We start from the raw sequence: 14,343 nt of genomic DNA, 5'->3' as shown, positions 1-14,343 counted from the left end.
CCTATATCGCCGATCTCGGCTGCGCCCATCGTCTAGCGGTCAGGACACCGCCCTCTCACGGCGGGAACAGGGGTTCGATTCCCCTTGGGCGTACCAGTTCTTCCAAGCACATACTGTAACTCGAGCCGCTGCCGTCAAACGACTGTCAAGCAGGGCCATTGGTCTGACGCTCTAGATCCTGCGATCGCGCCTGGCTGGCCCATTCTAGTTGTCCGGCCAGTGCGCAGGAGCGTTTCGCATGCTCATTCCCGAAACGCCGACGACGCTCCGGGCATTGTTTGTCGCGGTCATTCAATTGCCCTTGGTCACTTAGCGGTCGCGGCCTACTCGATGATGGCGGCAACGGCCTCGGGCTTCGAGACGGCGTGGCTGCCCGCCGTTTCGGAGACGGTCGCGCCCGCGCGCTCGGGCGTCATGCGCTGCGCTGCCGGCGGGATCATGCGGTCGTCGGGCGCGCCCAGGTAATAACTCGGCCGACGAGCGCAAGAACCTTCCGACCTTCGGCGGGTATCTCGCGACCGATCTCTGGCAGGAACTTGCCGAACTCGTGACACCGGTCACACCCAACGCCCAGGCTGTCGTCGGCACGGTCGAGGACCTGGAAGCGCAGACGCGGATCAAGGCGCAGAAAGCCAGGAAGGCGATCGACACGTCGTTCCATCATCTTGCCCATGACCTGCTCACCGCGAGAAACTGGATGGATGTCAGCGAAGCCCAGAACCCGGGCAGGCAGTTTGGTGCGGCGCCGACAGCCGCGCCGAGCGCGCTGCGGGAGGAAGTGTCATGGCAGCAGCCTGCAGCGGAACGGCCCAAGCGGCCGCTCGGCTTGGTGGTCTATGACTTCATGCAACAGAACCCGGCGTCCAATTTCTATTCGGGCGGGCCGAAGGCACCCGACCTGCCCACGCTGCCAAAGGCAGCCGTGTTTTCCGCAGCCAACTATTGGCTCCAGACGGTTGGCCGTCGCGCGGACCAGCGCGACGCCACTGGTCCGCGCGAAACCCTGTGCGGTGACAGCCGCCGCGCCAGTGACGACCGACCTGTCCTGGTCTTCGACGACCTCCTGGCTTTCCGGACTACAGCCCCGTGCCGGAATGCCCACCTAAGGCCTGACGTACCGCGAGATGTCAGGCCTTTCTTTTGGTGGCGACATGCATTGCCGGCATGTCGCGTGGCCGCAGCGTGTGACCGCCGCTGCCACGTCGCTGCGAAAACGCCATGTGGAACCTTGCCTGCCCGTCGGCGTTGCGGTGACAAAGGAGAATGCCGTCATGCTTCGAACACTAGCACTGTTTGTCGTCGGTTATGCAGCATACAGGATCGGTCGAGAGTTCATCGCCAGCGTGCCGTCGGATTTCGATCCCGTGCCGGCAGCGCCGAAGCGTCGCCGCAAGCCGGTCGTGAAGCCGAGCGCCAAGACCGCCACGGCGACCACGCACTGAAAGCCCTCGGAAATCAGGGCGGGTCCCAAACCCGCTGATTTCCGCGACTACGCTTGCTTTCTCAAAGCGCTACGTTCGGCGGGGGCGGTTTCGGAAACAGCGGCCGGCGGCTGACGGTCGTGGTCGAACTGCTGCGCCTCGGGCAGAGGATGCAGCCAGTTTTCCCGTCGGCCAGTCCAGAGTTCATATTGAGGCGTCAGATCGGAGGGCACCACGTCGAGACTGCCGAGCATGACTTCGGCCTCGTCGTCGCTGACGAAGGTGACGCGGCTGCCGCAGGTGACGCAGAAGCTTCGCTTGCCATAGGTATTGACCTGGCCCGTCTGTTCGAGGGTCGAAACCGGCCAGACGGCATAGGCGGAAAATGCCGAACCGCTGGTCTTGCGGCAATCGGCGCAGTGGCAGATCCCGACACGCAGAGGCTCTCCGGTCACCCGGAATGTGACGGCACGGCAATAGCAGCTGCCGAATCGGATTGTCTCGCTGCGACGGTTTACCATGGCAGAGCTCCTTTCCGCTCCAACGGAAAGCCACAGGCAAACGTTCCCTGGGTTAGAGGGGCATGCGGCCGCGTTTCGGCGTTGCGATCCATGGCTCGATCGACACCGCTTCGGTTTCGCGGATGCCGACGGAACGGGCAAAGCCGGCGAAGGCATTTCGGGCACCATCGACCGACAGCCGGTCCTCGCGTGCCGCATGGCAGGCGCGCATCGCCGTGTTGTAGATCGGTCCGCGCCTTTGTTCGGGCCACCTTGCGAGGAAGCCGAGCGCATCGGCGACACTGGCAATCTGCAGGATGGCCTGATCGGCGTCCCTGACGAAGATCGGGCTGGAAAAGGTTTTGGCTGTCATCACTTCCTCCCGGGTCATGGACCGTCTTTCGAGCAAGCGAACCTGCCGGCTTTCGGCGCGACAGGCAGACCAGGAAAATGGCGACGGCAGCCTTTCCCGTCAAGAATGGAGTTCAAGCCGCATCCGGCGACGCGGCCAGTATTCCGGCCTCGTTGCAGAAGCTTTCGAAAGCTTCCCTCGCCTCGTCGACAGGGATCGAGCCGTTGATCGCGGCCTGCATGGCGTTTTCTGCGAGATAGAAGAACGGATTGCGCTTGTCTTGCGGCCAGCCGTCAAGAAACTCGACGGCATCCGACACCGAGACGACCTCGCGCAGCGAAAACTCTCCATCTTTGACCCAGACGTTCGGTGTAAAATCCATCCACCAGAACGCGCCCGATGGCGGAGAGTTGCATCGGCGGCCTCAGTGCGCAGTCGATCGATAGCATTTTTTCTTAACAAGAGAGGGCATCGGCCGACAACGCTCGAGGTGCCATGCCGCCGCGAAATCATCCTGTGCTATCGGTTCTCCTGTAGGGATCAGCAAGGTTCAATTCAGGATTGCTTGATATCAACTGGCCGAGTTACTGACCGGAACTGGAGCCGCCTTTGAAGGGGGCTCATTGCCAAAAATGCAATTGCCATCGCGACTTTCATGCACATGCCCGCCCAGAATCCGCCCCGCCGCCCGACAGAGCCGATGAGCGCAGCGGAGCTGACTGCGCATCCGCTCTTTCCACGCATCGACCGGCGCCTGGCTCTCCATCTGATCGCCATCCACGAGCAGACGCCAAGGCTGGCGCGGCTCAAGGCTTCGCACCGCAAATGGCTGATGACCCAGTCGCTCTATGCGCTTACGCTCGAGCGCACGGAGGACGACCCTCATTCCGGCCTTTCGCAGTCGCGCCTGGTCGACATCGCCACCAGCATCGGCGCTGTCAGCCACAACACGGCACGAGCCTTTCTGCAGGAATTGCTGACCTATAAGTTTCTGACCGAGATCCCCACCCCGCACGACAAGCGGCTACGCCTGCTCGACACGACCGAGGCGAGTCGGAAGGCGATGACCGGCTGGTTCATGGGGCATATGAGCTGCCTCGATGAGCTGGACAATGGCGGGCGGCACGCCCGCTGCACCGCCGACGACAGGATCTTCCGCGCCGCCCAGCCACGCGCAGCCCGGCGGCTGATCGAGAACCCGGTGTGGCGTTATCCGGCCGAAAGCATCAATTCGTTCCTGCAGTCGGAACTGGGCGGGATGATCCTGCACGAGCTCATATCGCGCATCGAAGATTTCATCCCGCAAGACGGCAAGGTGATCGTCGGTCCCTCCAGCCTGGCGGAACTCGCCGCGCGATACTTCATCTCCGTCACGAACCTGCGCAGAATGTTCAAGAAAGCGGAAACAAGCGGGCTGATGGGCTGGTCGGAGGCATCGGACCAAAGGGTGTTGTGGCTGTCGGCGACGTTCCTGGACGACTATTTCCTGTGGCAGGCGCAGAAATTCGCCGCCCTTGACGAGGCCTATTGCTGGGCGGTCCAGAACATTGTCGGGCACAACCACTCTGCAACCGGCTGATCCGAGCGCGACGATGTAGAAATGCCGCGACATCAACAGGCGGCAAGATAGAACCAGATTTGGTCGTTTCCGGACGCGCAGGCAGCCCTTATCAGGCGCTGAAGGGCGTGCGGCAGTCAGGTTCAGGGCAACGAAAGGTTGTCGTGCCGTGCCCCTTCATTCCAGGGGGTTTTCATGAAAACAGTTCTTCTTGCTTCGACCTTGATGCTTGCCGTTGCGGGCAGCGCGTTTGCCGCCGATGTGGTTGCCCACGAGCCGGCGCCGGCGGAGGCGCCCGCTGGTTTTGTCTGGACCGGTGGCTATGTCGGCCTGCATGGCGGCTACGCCTGGCTCAATGGTACGGTCGATGTCGCCACGGCCGAACGGCCCTTCGATATCGATGGCTTCGACAACGGGCTGCTGGGTGTCCATGCCGGCTACAATTGGCAGCTTGGCGGCGGTTTCGTCGGCGGTATCGAGGTTGACCTCTCGCATGCCTGGACCAAGCGGGACTTGGTCGTCCGTGTCAGCGTTCCCGATTTCCCGCCGATGGACATTCCCGTCGAAGCCGGGACCAACTGGCAAGGCAGCGCGCGCCTGCGCGCCGGCTATGCGATGGACCGTACGCTGCTTTTCGCGACGGGCGGCGTTGGCTTCGCCAATACCTACGTGAAGATGCAGGCCTATGACGAGAGCAAGACGTTCCTCGGCTGGACAGTGGGTGCCGGCATCGAGCACGCGTTCACCGACAACTGGATCGGCCGCCTCGAATACCGTTATGCCGATTTCGGTTCGGAGACGTTTCCGGGCGACATCAAAATCGGTCTCAACGAGCACACCGTGCGCGCCGGCATCAGCTACAAGTTCTGACCGGCACTGCCCGACTAGAAAAGAGCCCGGCTTCATCGCGCCGGGCCTTTTTTCGTCATGGAACGGCTGGTCCGGCTGGACCTCACTCGGCTGGCAGGCTGCGCACGAATTCGACGCCGTCGATGACAAGCAGGTGTGGCTCGGGTGCGGCGGCGATTCGCTGGACGCCGTCGCTGCAGGTAAACACCGGCCAGCCGCTGTCGGCGCACAGGATCTCGACGAACCAGTTGCCGAGCTGGTCGGTCAGGCTGATGCGCAAGGCGCCGTCCTTGAGGCGCCGGGCATGGGAGCCGTTGGTTGCAGTCCAGGTCCAGGGTCCGCCGAGAGGCGGCCGGGAGAACATGACAAAGGGATAGGTCCTGGGCGGCAGGTCTTCATATTCGGCCGCCAGGCGATAGCGCATCATCGCGGTGGTGTAGTCGGCCGCGATGGACGGCCAGCGCGCATAGAGCATGCCGACGCCGTGCAGATGCGGATCGACAAGCAATTGGCGAGCACGGCTCTCGGCAGCATGGGCCGCCGTTGCCATGGCGACGGCGGCGATGGCAGCAAGCAGCATTGCGATGCGTCGCGACATGTGCCCGGGCCTCAGAGCCCATCCCGGATAGGAACGAGCGCTCGTTGGAGCGTGACCTTGCCCGCGAACCTGTTTCCCAGTTTTCGGGAAAGAATCAGTCGACATCATTGTCGCCGCTTGCCGTAGCGGGATCAATGGCGGGATGATTTCTGCCTTCGGACCGCAACAGGGCAGGGCCGATCGGAAAAAATCTTGGAAAAATTGAATCGGGGTGAAAACCCCGAACGCCTCCTGCGTACGGCATCAGGTCGACGCCAGAACCTGGTGAAGCGCGCCAACAGGCTGGCGTCCAATTCACCCGGTCCCGAAAGCCTGATGCTTTCGGGCTAGCAATTCGGGGTTGCAGACCGCCTTTTCGTCAGGCGGCGGCTCTTGCCCTGAAACGGGGTATGCTTGCCAGCAGCAGATCCTTGTCACGCACGCCGCTACGATAAAGCTTGAGGAGCGTCCTCGCTATCTCGCTTGCCCAGACGGAACTCGGGTCTTCGCCGCGTTCGTGGCAGATCTGGTCGAACACATGCTGAAGAAGCGCGAGATCCCTGGGATAAATCGGGGAGTTAGGCTGGGTGAAAAGTACGTGCTCCATAGTCTTCTCCCATATGGTGCTTGTTCTTTTGTCTTATGCTTTGCTGCTGAGTTTTTGCCTGCTTGCTGCCGCGGTCAGCAAAGCTGATCGCGATCAAGAACCAAATCCGCGCTCATGCCCTTGGGTATAGAACGAGGATAGAGTTCAGCATCGTCACGTATGTGGAAGCATCTGCCGCAGGCGATCGCATCAATATGCCTCCTTGAGGCAAAGGTTGCATGCAGGCGTGGGTCATTTCAGGCCGGAAATTCTGCTCTACAACCTGTGTGATGTCGAGTCACTCTGGGTTGCAACGGAGTTGCAGGAAAAGGTGCTCAAATGAAGGTGAAAGGGCCCGCCAAGAGGGGGACGGCAGGCCCTTTCTGGACGTGGCTGAAAGGAAAAGACCACGCCCGGTGTGCCAGAACGCAACTCTTCGGGGTGGGAAATGGTTCCCTTCAGACGCGCTTGCTTTACATCAGGACATCGACAGTGATCATTTGCCTTCATCATTTGTTCACCATCAACTCCCCACCATTCATGTGCGCAATGTATCGAGTGCGCGTCTTTGGCAACGCCCGGCGGGCTGCACAACCCTTCGCCCGCCGGTGCGCCTCAGGCCCCTGACATGGCCTTCCCAACGCTGCCTGCATGACTTAGCCTGACGCTATCGCCGCTGCCCGCTGGCTCGCCGCGGGATCGCAGGAAAGGCATAAGCTCTTGGCTGAAATGACCATCATCGTCGAATTCGAGACAGTGGACGGGGCGGAGGAGCAGTTCCTCGACCTGATCTCGGAACACGCCCGTGCCACGCTGCAGGAAGAGCCGGGCTGCCTGCGCTTCGAGGTCATCAAGCCGGTGGAGCGCGACGGCACGCCGATCGCCAACAAGGTGATGGTCAACGAACTTTATGCCGATGAAGCGGCTGTTGCCGCGCATGAGCGCAACCCGCGCATGCCGGATGTGCAGGCGGCACTTTCGCCCTTGCTCAAGTCGCGCCGGCTGATCCTGGCGCGGTCGCTCGGCCTCGTCGATCCCAATGGCGGCATGCGGCCGGAAGAGCTGAATGCAGCCAATGACGACTAGCGCGGAGGTTTCAGGCCGACGCGGCACCGCTCATGGCGATTTCCCGGTTGCCCGATGCTGACGTCGCGGAAAGTAAGCGCAGGTCAGGTGTGGCTTTTCGTGATTTCTCGCTCCAGTTACATTTGCAATTGCTGATGTGCGGCGCTGCGATGTTAAGGTTAGTCAGTCGTTAATGCTTCTGCGGCAAGGTTTGTCGTGGCGGTCTGCGGGGGAGCAGCATCGCTCCATGCATGCAGGGCTGACGGATGCGGAAAATTCTGGGCTCGGACGTCAACGATCCGACCGGCGAGCCAGCCAATGAGCGGGGGCTGACGAACGAGGCCGGCGATGCGCGGGCCCTGGACGATCTCAGCCTGCCTTATGCCGACCTCGAACGCACCATCGATTCGATGAACATGGGCGTGGTGCTGGTCGATGCCGGCCTCAACGTGCAGTTCATCAACCAGGCCTTTTACGACATCTGGAAACTGACCGTCGGTCAGGTCGCCATGGGTTGCCCGTTCAGGGCGCTGATGGACATCAACCGCTACAGCGGTGTCTACGCCGTCGCCGACGGTGACTGGGAAAGCTACGTCGCATTGCGCCAGTCGGAAATTTCGGCCGGCGATGTCGCGCCGCGTGAGTTCCGCCGCGCCGACGGCTGCACCATGATCTATTCGGTCACCGCCCTGTCCGGCGGCAAGCGGCTGGTTTCCTATTACGACGTCAGCGAGATGAAGCGGCGAGAGGTCGAGGCGGTCGAGGCCCGCCATCGGCTGGCCGAAGTGCTCGAATCGCTGCCGGCGGGCGTCATCATCTACGACCGCGACGACCGTTTCGTGCTTGCCAACCGCAAGCTCAAGAGCGCCTTGCCGGCACTCCATGACGTACTCACCGAAGGCCGCACGCTGCGCGACAGCATGGTGGCAGCGCAGCGCTCGGGCTATTTCCGCGACACCAGCGACGACGATCTTGATGCGCTGTATGACGCCGACCCCGATGCCTGGGTCGAGGGCATGGTCGAGCGCTACCACACCAGCCAGGCGGTACGGGAACGGCGCAATCCCGATGGGCGCTGGTACCAGATCTTCGACCAGAGGCTGGCCGACGGCACCTTCATCGGCGTGCGCGTCGACATCACCGAACTCAAGCAGCGCGAACGCGCGTTGCAGGATTCGATGCGGGAGAACGAGGTGTTCCGCAGCCTGATCGACAACGTTCCGGTGTCGATCTACGCCAAGCATGACGATCTCAGGCTGATGTATGTCAACCAGGGCTGGTGCGAGCTGACCGGCTATTCCAAAGAGGAAGCGATCGGCAGGACCGACCTGGAGATCTTTGGCCCGGAAGGCGAGCCCTTCATGGAGGCCGACCGCGAGGTCATGCGCCGCGGCACGACGGTTGAGATCGAAGAGACGGCGACATGCGCCGACGGGACGATGCGCCACCAGTTCGCGCGCAAGAGCGCGATGGTGGCCTCCGACGGTTCGCTCTATTTGATCGGCTCGACAACCAACATCACCGAGCTCAAGCAGCGTGAAGTCGAACTCGAGGAAGCGCAGCGCCGGGCGGTGCTGGCCGACCGCGCCAAATCCGAATTCCTTGCCAATATGAGCCACGAAATCCGCACGCCGATGAATGGCGTGCTCGGCATGGCCGAGCTTCTGGCGAAATCCGATCTCGACCCCAAGCAGAAGACCTTCACCGACATCATCGTCAAATCGGGCAATGCCCTGCTGACGATCATCAATGACATCCTCGATTTCTCGAAGATCGACGCCGGCCAGCTGGTGCTCGACCCGATCCCGTTCAACCTGTCGGAGGCGATCGAGGACGTCGCCACGCTGATGTCGACGCGGGCCAAGGAGAAGGATCTCGAGTTGATCGTCAGGATGCAGCCCGATCTCCGGCATCTCTATGTCGGCGACGTCGGCCGCATCAGGCAGATCATCACCAATCTGCTCGGCAACGCGGTGAAGTTCACCGATTCCGGCCATGTGCTCGTCGACGTGACAGGCCGCAGCGACGGCGAGCAGACCAAGCTGCATGTCGCGGTGACCGACACCGGCATCGGCATCCCCGAGGCCAAGCTCAAGCTGGTGTTCGAGAAGTTCAGCCAGGTCGACGCGTCGTCGACGCGGCGGCACGAAGGCACCGGCCTCGGCCTCGCCATCACCTCGCGCCTCGTCGACATGATGGGTGGCGAGATTGGCGTGGAGAGCGGTGAGGGGGCAGGTTCGACCTTCTGGTTCTCCTTGACCCTGCCCAACGCCGGCCGGCTGGAGACGCGGCCGGCAGCACTGATCGACGTCACCGGTGCGCGCGTGCTGATCGTTGACGACAATGCGGTCAACCGCACAATCCTGACAGAACAGATGCTGTCGTGGGGCTTTGATTCCTGTGCCGCCAAGAGCGGCGCCGAGGGACTGCAGGTGCTGCAGGCCGCGCAGGCGATGGGCATCAATGTCGACTGCATCGTGCTCGACTACCAGATGCCGGGCATGACCGGTGCCGAGATGGCCCGGATCGTGCGGCAGTCGCCGACCCTGTCGGACACGCCCGTCGTCATGCTGACCTCGGTCGACCAGTCGCTTTCGGGGCCTGGGCACCGCGATCTCGCAATTGATGCCCAGCTGATCAAGCCGGCGCGCTCGTCTGCTCTGCTGGAGGCGCTGGTCGCGGCGATCCAGCGCAAGCGGGCGCCCAACCTCACGCCGGCGCAGATGGTAGAAGCGCAGGTGCCGGCTAAGCTTCCCAGCAGCCCTGCGCCGCAAGCAACGCGCCTCCGCGGCGGCCAGCGGCCGGGCGGCGATGGCGGGCTCGACATTCTCGTTGCCGAGGACAACGAAGTGAACCAGATGGTGTTCAGCCAGATCCTGGCCGAAACCGAGCTCAGCTTCGAGATTGTCGGCAATGGCCGCCGGGCAGTTGCCGCCTATGGCGAGCGTCGTCCCAGGATGATCCTGATGGACGTGTCGATGCCCGAGATGAACGGGCTCGAGGCGACGAGCGAAATCCGCAAGCTCGAACGCGGCACCGGCATGCGCGTGCCGATCATCGGTGTCACCGCGCACGCACTCAAAGGCGACAAGGAACGCTGCCTCGAAGCCGGCATGGACGACTACCTGCCCAAGCCGATCAGTCCGCGGGCGCTGCTCGAAAAGATCGAGCGCTGGTCGTGGCAGGACGAGGAGCGCCGCGGCGCCGTCTGACCCGAATCCGGAAACCACGCCGGGCCGACGCTCGAAGACTGTGGAAATGTGACAGCTTCCAGTGGCAAAGACCGGCCTGCCGTTGCGTAGGCGGCTTGCTTTCGTTGCCTGCCTGTTGTTTGCCTCGCGCCGGCAAAGGACCGAGGAAACGACCCCTTCAGCGCCATGCACAGCAACCGTTACAGGGGTGACACGAAACTGTCATGCAACTGTAATAGAGGGGGGCTATTGGCTCACCGGGCGCCGAGGAAAGGCGTCATAAGAGATACTCCAACAGGAGCAGGCCCCAATGAAAAAAGCTCTTCTCACTGCGTCGGCTGCTGCCTTCGCGATCGCAGCCTCGGTAGGCTATGCCTCGGCCCGCGACCAGATCCAGGTTGCCGGTTCCTCGACCGTTCTGCCCTATGCAAAGATCGTTGCCGAACAGTTCGGCGAGACCTTCACCAACTTCAAGACCCCCGTCGTCGAATCGGGCGGTTCGGGCGCTGGCATCAAGGAATTCTGCAAGGGCGTCGGCGAGAACACCATCGACATCGCCAACTCCTCGCGTCCGATGAAGAAGGACGAGATCAAGTCCTGCGTCGACGCCGGCGTCAAGGACATCCAGGAAGTGAAGATCGGCTATGACGGCATCGTCTTCGCGACCGACGTCAAGGGCCCGGACTGGGCGCTGACCCCGGAAGACGTCTACAAGGCGCTTGCGGCCAAGATCGCTGTCGACGGCAAGCTGGTCGACAATCCGAACACCAAGTGGAACCAGGTCAACCCGAACCTGCCCGACTGGGACATCGCTGCCTACATCCCGGGCGAAAAGCACGGCACCCGCGAAGTGTTCGAAGAAAAGCTGCTGATCGCCGGCTGCAAGACGCTCGGCGGCGTTGACGCCGGCAAGGCTTCGGGCCTCGACGACAAGGCCGCGGAAGCCGCCTGCAAGGCCGTGCGCAAGGACGGCAAGGCTGTCGACATTGACGGCGACTACTCCGAGACGCTGGCCCGCATCGACTCGAACAAGACCGGCGTCGGCGTGTTTGGCCTGGCCTTCTACGAAAACAACGCCGACAAGCTGAAGGTCGCCACCGTCGGCGGCATCACGCCTTCGGTCGAGACCATCGCCAAGGGCGAGTATCCGGTGTCGCGTCCGCTGTTCTTCTACGTCAAGAAGGCGCATCTCGGCGTTGTTCCCGGCCTGAAGGAATATGTCGAGTTCTTCCTCGACGACCAGATGGTCGGCCCGGAAAGCCCGCTCGCCGACTACGGCCTGGTTGCTGCTCCGGACGCAGAGCGCGCTGCCCAGCGCGAAGCCTTCGGCGCCGGCAAGACCATGTAATCAACGAACTGCCACGGGGCGTCGGAAAAATCCGGCGCCCCGTGGAATATTTCGCCGACTGTCCCGTTCGGCACAAAGAACCGAATTCACCGAGGCCGGCCCATGTCATTCCTGCTTGTCTTCGCCATCGTGCTCGCAATAGGCTTGGCCGCCTTCGTGGTTGGCCGGCAAAGGGCGCGCGCGCAGGACGACGGAACCGTCAAGCCGCACTCGCGGGCGCACTACCATGGCTGGTGGGCATTCCTGACCGGCGTCGTGCCGGCGGTGCTGTTCCTCGCCGCCTGGGACATCGGCGCCAGCGCCTATCTCAACAGCCACATCCATTCGTCCCTGCCGGCCGATGTCGCAGACGGCACCGTCGCGCATGAAGATCTGTCCGCAGGCCTGGTCAAGAGCCTCGCCAGCGGATTGCGCAAGCTCGACAGCCAGACGCTTGCAGCACTGCCCTCGACCTTTACCGAGCTGCAGCCGATGCTTGCCGCCAAGGGCGTGGCGCTGGCTCCCGACACACAGGACTACATGATTCCGATCGCGACTGAGACCAACAGCGTCTCCGACCGCCTCGGCATGATCTCGGCCGTCGTCTCGATCGGCCTCGCCCTGATCGGCGTCGGCTTCGGGCTGAAGGGCATCAGCCCGCGCGCCAGGGCACGCAACAATGTCGAGAAGGTGATGCTGTGGAGCCTGCTCGGCGCCTCGACGCTCGCCATTCTCACGACCATCGGCATCGTTTTGTCGATGCTGTTCCAGACGATCGCCTTTTTCGAGAAGGTGCCGCTGACCAACTTCTTCTTCGGCACGGTGTGGGATCCGCGCTTCGCCGCTGCTGGTGCGGGCGCCAGCGAAGGCCAGTTCGGCCTGATCCCGCTGCTTGCCGGCACGCTTTACATTGCCGTCGTCGCGCTGCTGGTCGCAGTGCCGATCGGCCTGATGTCGGCGGTCTACATGTCGGAATACGCAGCACCCAAGGTACGCGCGGTGGTCAAGCCGGCGCTCGAGCTGCTCGCCGGCATCCCGACAATCGTCTATGGTATCTTCGCGCTCGTCACGCTTGGGCCTTTCCTGCGCGACATCAGCGCGGCGCTCACCGGCGGCACCCCGTTCATCCAGGCGCAGTCGATCCTGACCGCCGGCCTGGTCATGGGCGTGATGCTGATCCCGGTGGTCTCTTCGCTCTCCGACGACATCATCACCGCCGTGCCGCGCGCCATGCGCGACGGCTCGCTCGGCCTTGGCGCCACGCGCTCGGAAACGATCAAGCGCGTCATCCTCCCAGCCGCTCTCCCGGGCATCGTCGGCGCCATCCTTCTGACCGCCTCGCGCGCCATCGGCGAAACGATGATCGTGGTGCTGGCAGCGGGCGTTGCCGCCAACCTGACACTCAACCCTTTCGAGGCGATGACCACCATCACCGTCAAGATCGTCAACCAGCTGACCGGCGATCTTGAATTCAACACGCCGCAGACGCTCGTCGCCTTCGCGCTCGGCATCACGCTGTTCGCGCTGACGCTGGTGATGAACATCGTCGCCCTTTACATCGTCCGGAAGTACCGAGAGCAGTACGAATGACCGATATTTCGCTCGACACGCTGACCGCGTCAGCTGCCCGTCCGCGCCGCGACATCGGCCTCAAGAAGCGCTATGCCGCCGAACGCCGCTTCCGACTCTATGGTGTGCTGGCGATCGCCATCGGCCTGGCCTTCCTGGCAGTGATGCTGACCTCGATCGTTTCCAAGGGCTACACGGCCTTCTGGCAGACGACGGTGACGCTGCCGATCAACTTCGACGAAAAGATCATCGACCCGTCCAACAAGCGGGCGACCGATCCGAATGTGCTGATCACGGCGAACTATCCCAAGCTCGCCGAACAGGCGCTGATCGAGAAGCTCGGCATCGACCCGAACAACAAGGCCGATGTGCGCAAGCTCAAGGGCTTCCTGTCCGACAGCTCGCGGGTCCAGCTCCGGGCGATCGTCGCCGCCGACCCGTCGGTCATCGGCACGACCCGCAACGTCGACATCCTCGCCGCCGCCAATCTCGACTCGGCCTTCAAGGGTCAGATCGACCTCGACGTGCCGGAAAGCCGCCGCAAGGTGTCGGACCAGCAGGTCGAGTGGATGAACAAGCTCAAGGCCGAAGGCGTGATGGCCGAGCACTTCAATACCGGTCTGTTCAGCTACGGCGCATCAAGCCGTCCTGAAACCTCGGGCGTCGGCGTAGCCCTCATCGGCTCGTTCTACATGATGGTGATCGTGCTCTTGCTGGCGCTGCCGATCGGCGTCGCCGCCTCGATCTATCTCGAGGAATTCGCCAAGAAGAGCCGCTTCACCGACCTGATCGAGGTCAACATCAACAACCTCGCCGCCGTGCCGTCGATCGTCTTCGGTCTGCTCGGCCTGGCCGTGTTCATCAATTTCCTCGGCCTGCCGCGTTCGGCATCCTTCGTCGGCGGGCTGGTGCTGACGCTGATGACGCTGCCGACCATCATCATCGCGACGCGCGCCGCCTTGGCTGCCGTGCCGCCGTCGATCCGTTCGGCAGCGCTTGGCCTCGGCGCCTCGAAGATGCAGATGGTGTTCCAGCACATCCTGCCACTGGCCGCCCCCGGCATCCTGACCGGCACCATCATCGGCCTGGCGCGTGCGCTCGGCGAGACAGCACCGCTTCTCTTGATCGGCATGGTCGCCTTCGTCGCCGACTATCCCAAGACGCCGTTCGATCCCGCAACCGCACTTCCGGTGCAGATCTACATGTGGGCGAACGAGGCCGAACGCGCCTTTGTCGAGCGCATGTCGGGCGCCATCATCATTCTTCTCATCTTCCTCATGGCCATGAACATCGTCGCCATCGTCCTGCGCCGCCGCTTCGAGCGCCGCTGGTAGGGCATGGACAAGGA

Annotated in this window: 14 protein-coding genes, 1 tRNA gene and 1 pseudogene; 11 read left to right on the top strand and 5 right to left on the bottom strand. The window is 62.8% G+C overall.

Translation table 11 applies throughout. The features are described 5' to 3' along the window. Positions 1-21 precede the first annotated feature (21 nt). The 3 genes and pseudogenes from Amn_RS24310 (at position 22) to Amn_RS24300 (ending at position 1,442) form a co-directional block, all read left to right on the top strand. Positions 22-96 (top strand) — tRNA-Glu (locus Amn_RS24310). A gap of 451 nt (positions 97-547) precedes the next feature. Next, positions 548-682: pseudogene (locus Amn_RS24305) on the top strand (hypothetical protein); the annotation flags it as partial. A gap of 589 nt (positions 683-1,271) precedes the next feature. Beyond that, positions 1,272-1,442 carry a hypothetical protein gene (locus Amn_RS24300; protein WP_192314053.1) on the top strand — a complete coding sequence of 57 codons (171 nt, stop codon included), beginning with the start codon at positions 1,272-1,274 and terminating at the stop codon, positions 1,440-1,442. A 47-nt stretch (positions 1,443-1,489) separates the two neighbouring features. Here the strand turns inward: Amn_RS24300 and Amn_RS24295 are convergent, their stop codons facing one another. The 3 genes from Amn_RS24295 to Amn_RS24285 all read right to left on the bottom strand — a co-directional run bounded on the left by Amn_RS24295 (position 1,490) and on the right by Amn_RS24285 (position 2,655). Then, positions 1,490-1,942: a GFA family protein gene (locus Amn_RS24295; RefSeq protein WP_067957263.1), complete on the bottom strand. Its 453-nt coding sequence runs from the start codon at positions 1,940-1,942 to the stop codon at positions 1,490-1,492. Between the two features lie 52 nt (positions 1,943-1,994). Next, positions 1,995-2,294 carry a DUF982 domain-containing protein gene (locus Amn_RS24290; protein WP_067966086.1) on the bottom strand — a complete coding sequence of 100 codons (300 nt, stop codon included), beginning with the start codon at positions 2,292-2,294 and terminating at the stop codon, positions 1,995-1,997. 112 nt (positions 2,295-2,406) lie between these two features. Continuing rightward, a complete protein-coding gene (locus Amn_RS24285) occupies positions 2,407-2,655 on the bottom strand; it encodes a DUF982 domain-containing protein (RefSeq protein WP_067957266.1) in 249 nt (82 codons plus the stop codon). A gap of 318 nt (positions 2,656-2,973) precedes the next feature. Here Amn_RS24285 and Amn_RS24280 point away from each other — a divergent pair, with 318 nt between their 5' ends. Continuing rightward, entirely contained in the window at positions 2,974-3,852 is an 879-nt protein-coding gene (locus Amn_RS24280; RefSeq protein ID WP_157097006.1) for a hypothetical protein, read from the top strand. A gap of 174 nt (positions 3,853-4,026) precedes the next feature. Further along, positions 4,027-4,701: an outer membrane protein gene (locus tag Amn_RS24275; protein ID WP_067957269.1), complete on the top strand. Its 675-nt coding sequence runs from the start codon at positions 4,027-4,029 to the stop codon at positions 4,699-4,701. Between the two features lie 82 nt (positions 4,702-4,783). On the opposite strand, the gene Amn_RS24270 is transcribed toward Amn_RS24275, so the two are convergent. Further along, positions 4,784-5,278 carry a hypothetical protein gene (locus Amn_RS24270; protein ID WP_067957273.1) on the bottom strand — a complete coding sequence of 165 codons (495 nt, stop codon included), beginning with the start codon at positions 5,276-5,278 and terminating at the stop codon, positions 4,784-4,786. A gap of 192 nt (positions 5,279-5,470) precedes the next feature. On the opposite strand from Amn_RS24270, the gene Amn_RS24265 reads away from it, so the two are divergent. Continuing rightward, positions 5,471-5,608: a hypothetical protein gene (locus Amn_RS24265; protein WP_157097007.1), complete on the top strand. Its 138-nt coding sequence runs from the start codon at positions 5,471-5,473 to the stop codon at positions 5,606-5,608. A 28-nt stretch (positions 5,609-5,636) separates the two neighbouring features. On the opposite strand, the gene Amn_RS24260 is transcribed toward Amn_RS24265, so the two are convergent. Then, positions 5,637-5,864 (bottom strand): hypothetical protein, encoded by a 228-nt coding sequence (locus tag Amn_RS24260; protein ID WP_067957276.1) that lies wholly within the window; start codon positions 5,862-5,864, stop codon positions 5,637-5,639. Positions 5,865-6,572: 708 nt separating this feature from the next. On the opposite strand from Amn_RS24260, the gene Amn_RS24255 reads away from it, so the two are divergent. From Amn_RS24255 to pstA, 5 genes are all read left to right on the top strand, one after another. Then, positions 6,573-6,929 carry a putative quinol monooxygenase gene (locus Amn_RS24255; RefSeq protein WP_067957278.1) on the top strand — a complete coding sequence of 119 codons (357 nt, stop codon included), beginning with the start codon at positions 6,573-6,575 and terminating at the stop codon, positions 6,927-6,929. A gap of 245 nt (positions 6,930-7,174) precedes the next feature. Beyond that, positions 7,175-10,120, top strand: coding sequence for a response regulator (locus Amn_RS24250; protein WP_286292770.1), 2,946 nt, complete (start codon positions 7,175-7,177; stop codon positions 10,118-10,120). Positions 10,121-10,409: 289 nt separating this feature from the next. Next, complete coding sequence (locus Amn_RS24245) at positions 10,410-11,447, top strand: PstS family phosphate ABC transporter substrate-binding protein (RefSeq protein ID WP_192314068.1); 1,038 nt, start codon at positions 10,410-10,412, stop codon at positions 11,445-11,447. Between the two features lie 102 nt (positions 11,448-11,549). Continuing rightward, positions 11,550-13,016, top strand: a complete 1,467-nt coding sequence (gene pstC / locus Amn_RS24240; RefSeq protein WP_286292766.1) for a phosphate ABC transporter permease subunit PstC — start codon at positions 11,550-11,552, stop codon at positions 13,014-13,016. Next, on the top strand, positions 13,013-14,329 hold the full coding sequence (gene pstA / locus Amn_RS24235) for a phosphate ABC transporter permease PstA (RefSeq protein ID WP_182573774.1): 1,317 nt from the start codon (positions 13,013-13,015) through the stop codon (positions 14,327-14,329). Before pstC ends, pstA begins: the two co-directional genes overlap by 4 nt. Positions 14,330-14,343: the final 14 nt, after the last annotated feature.

Source organism: Aminobacter sp. Y103A (assembly GCF_030294925.1).
Classification (GTDB): Bacteria; Pseudomonadota; Alphaproteobacteria; order Rhizobiales; family Rhizobiaceae; genus Aminobacter; species Aminobacter ciceronei.
The sequence above is the reverse complement of the archived record's forward strand: the minus strand, read 5'-3'. Positions and strand labels throughout refer to the sequence as shown.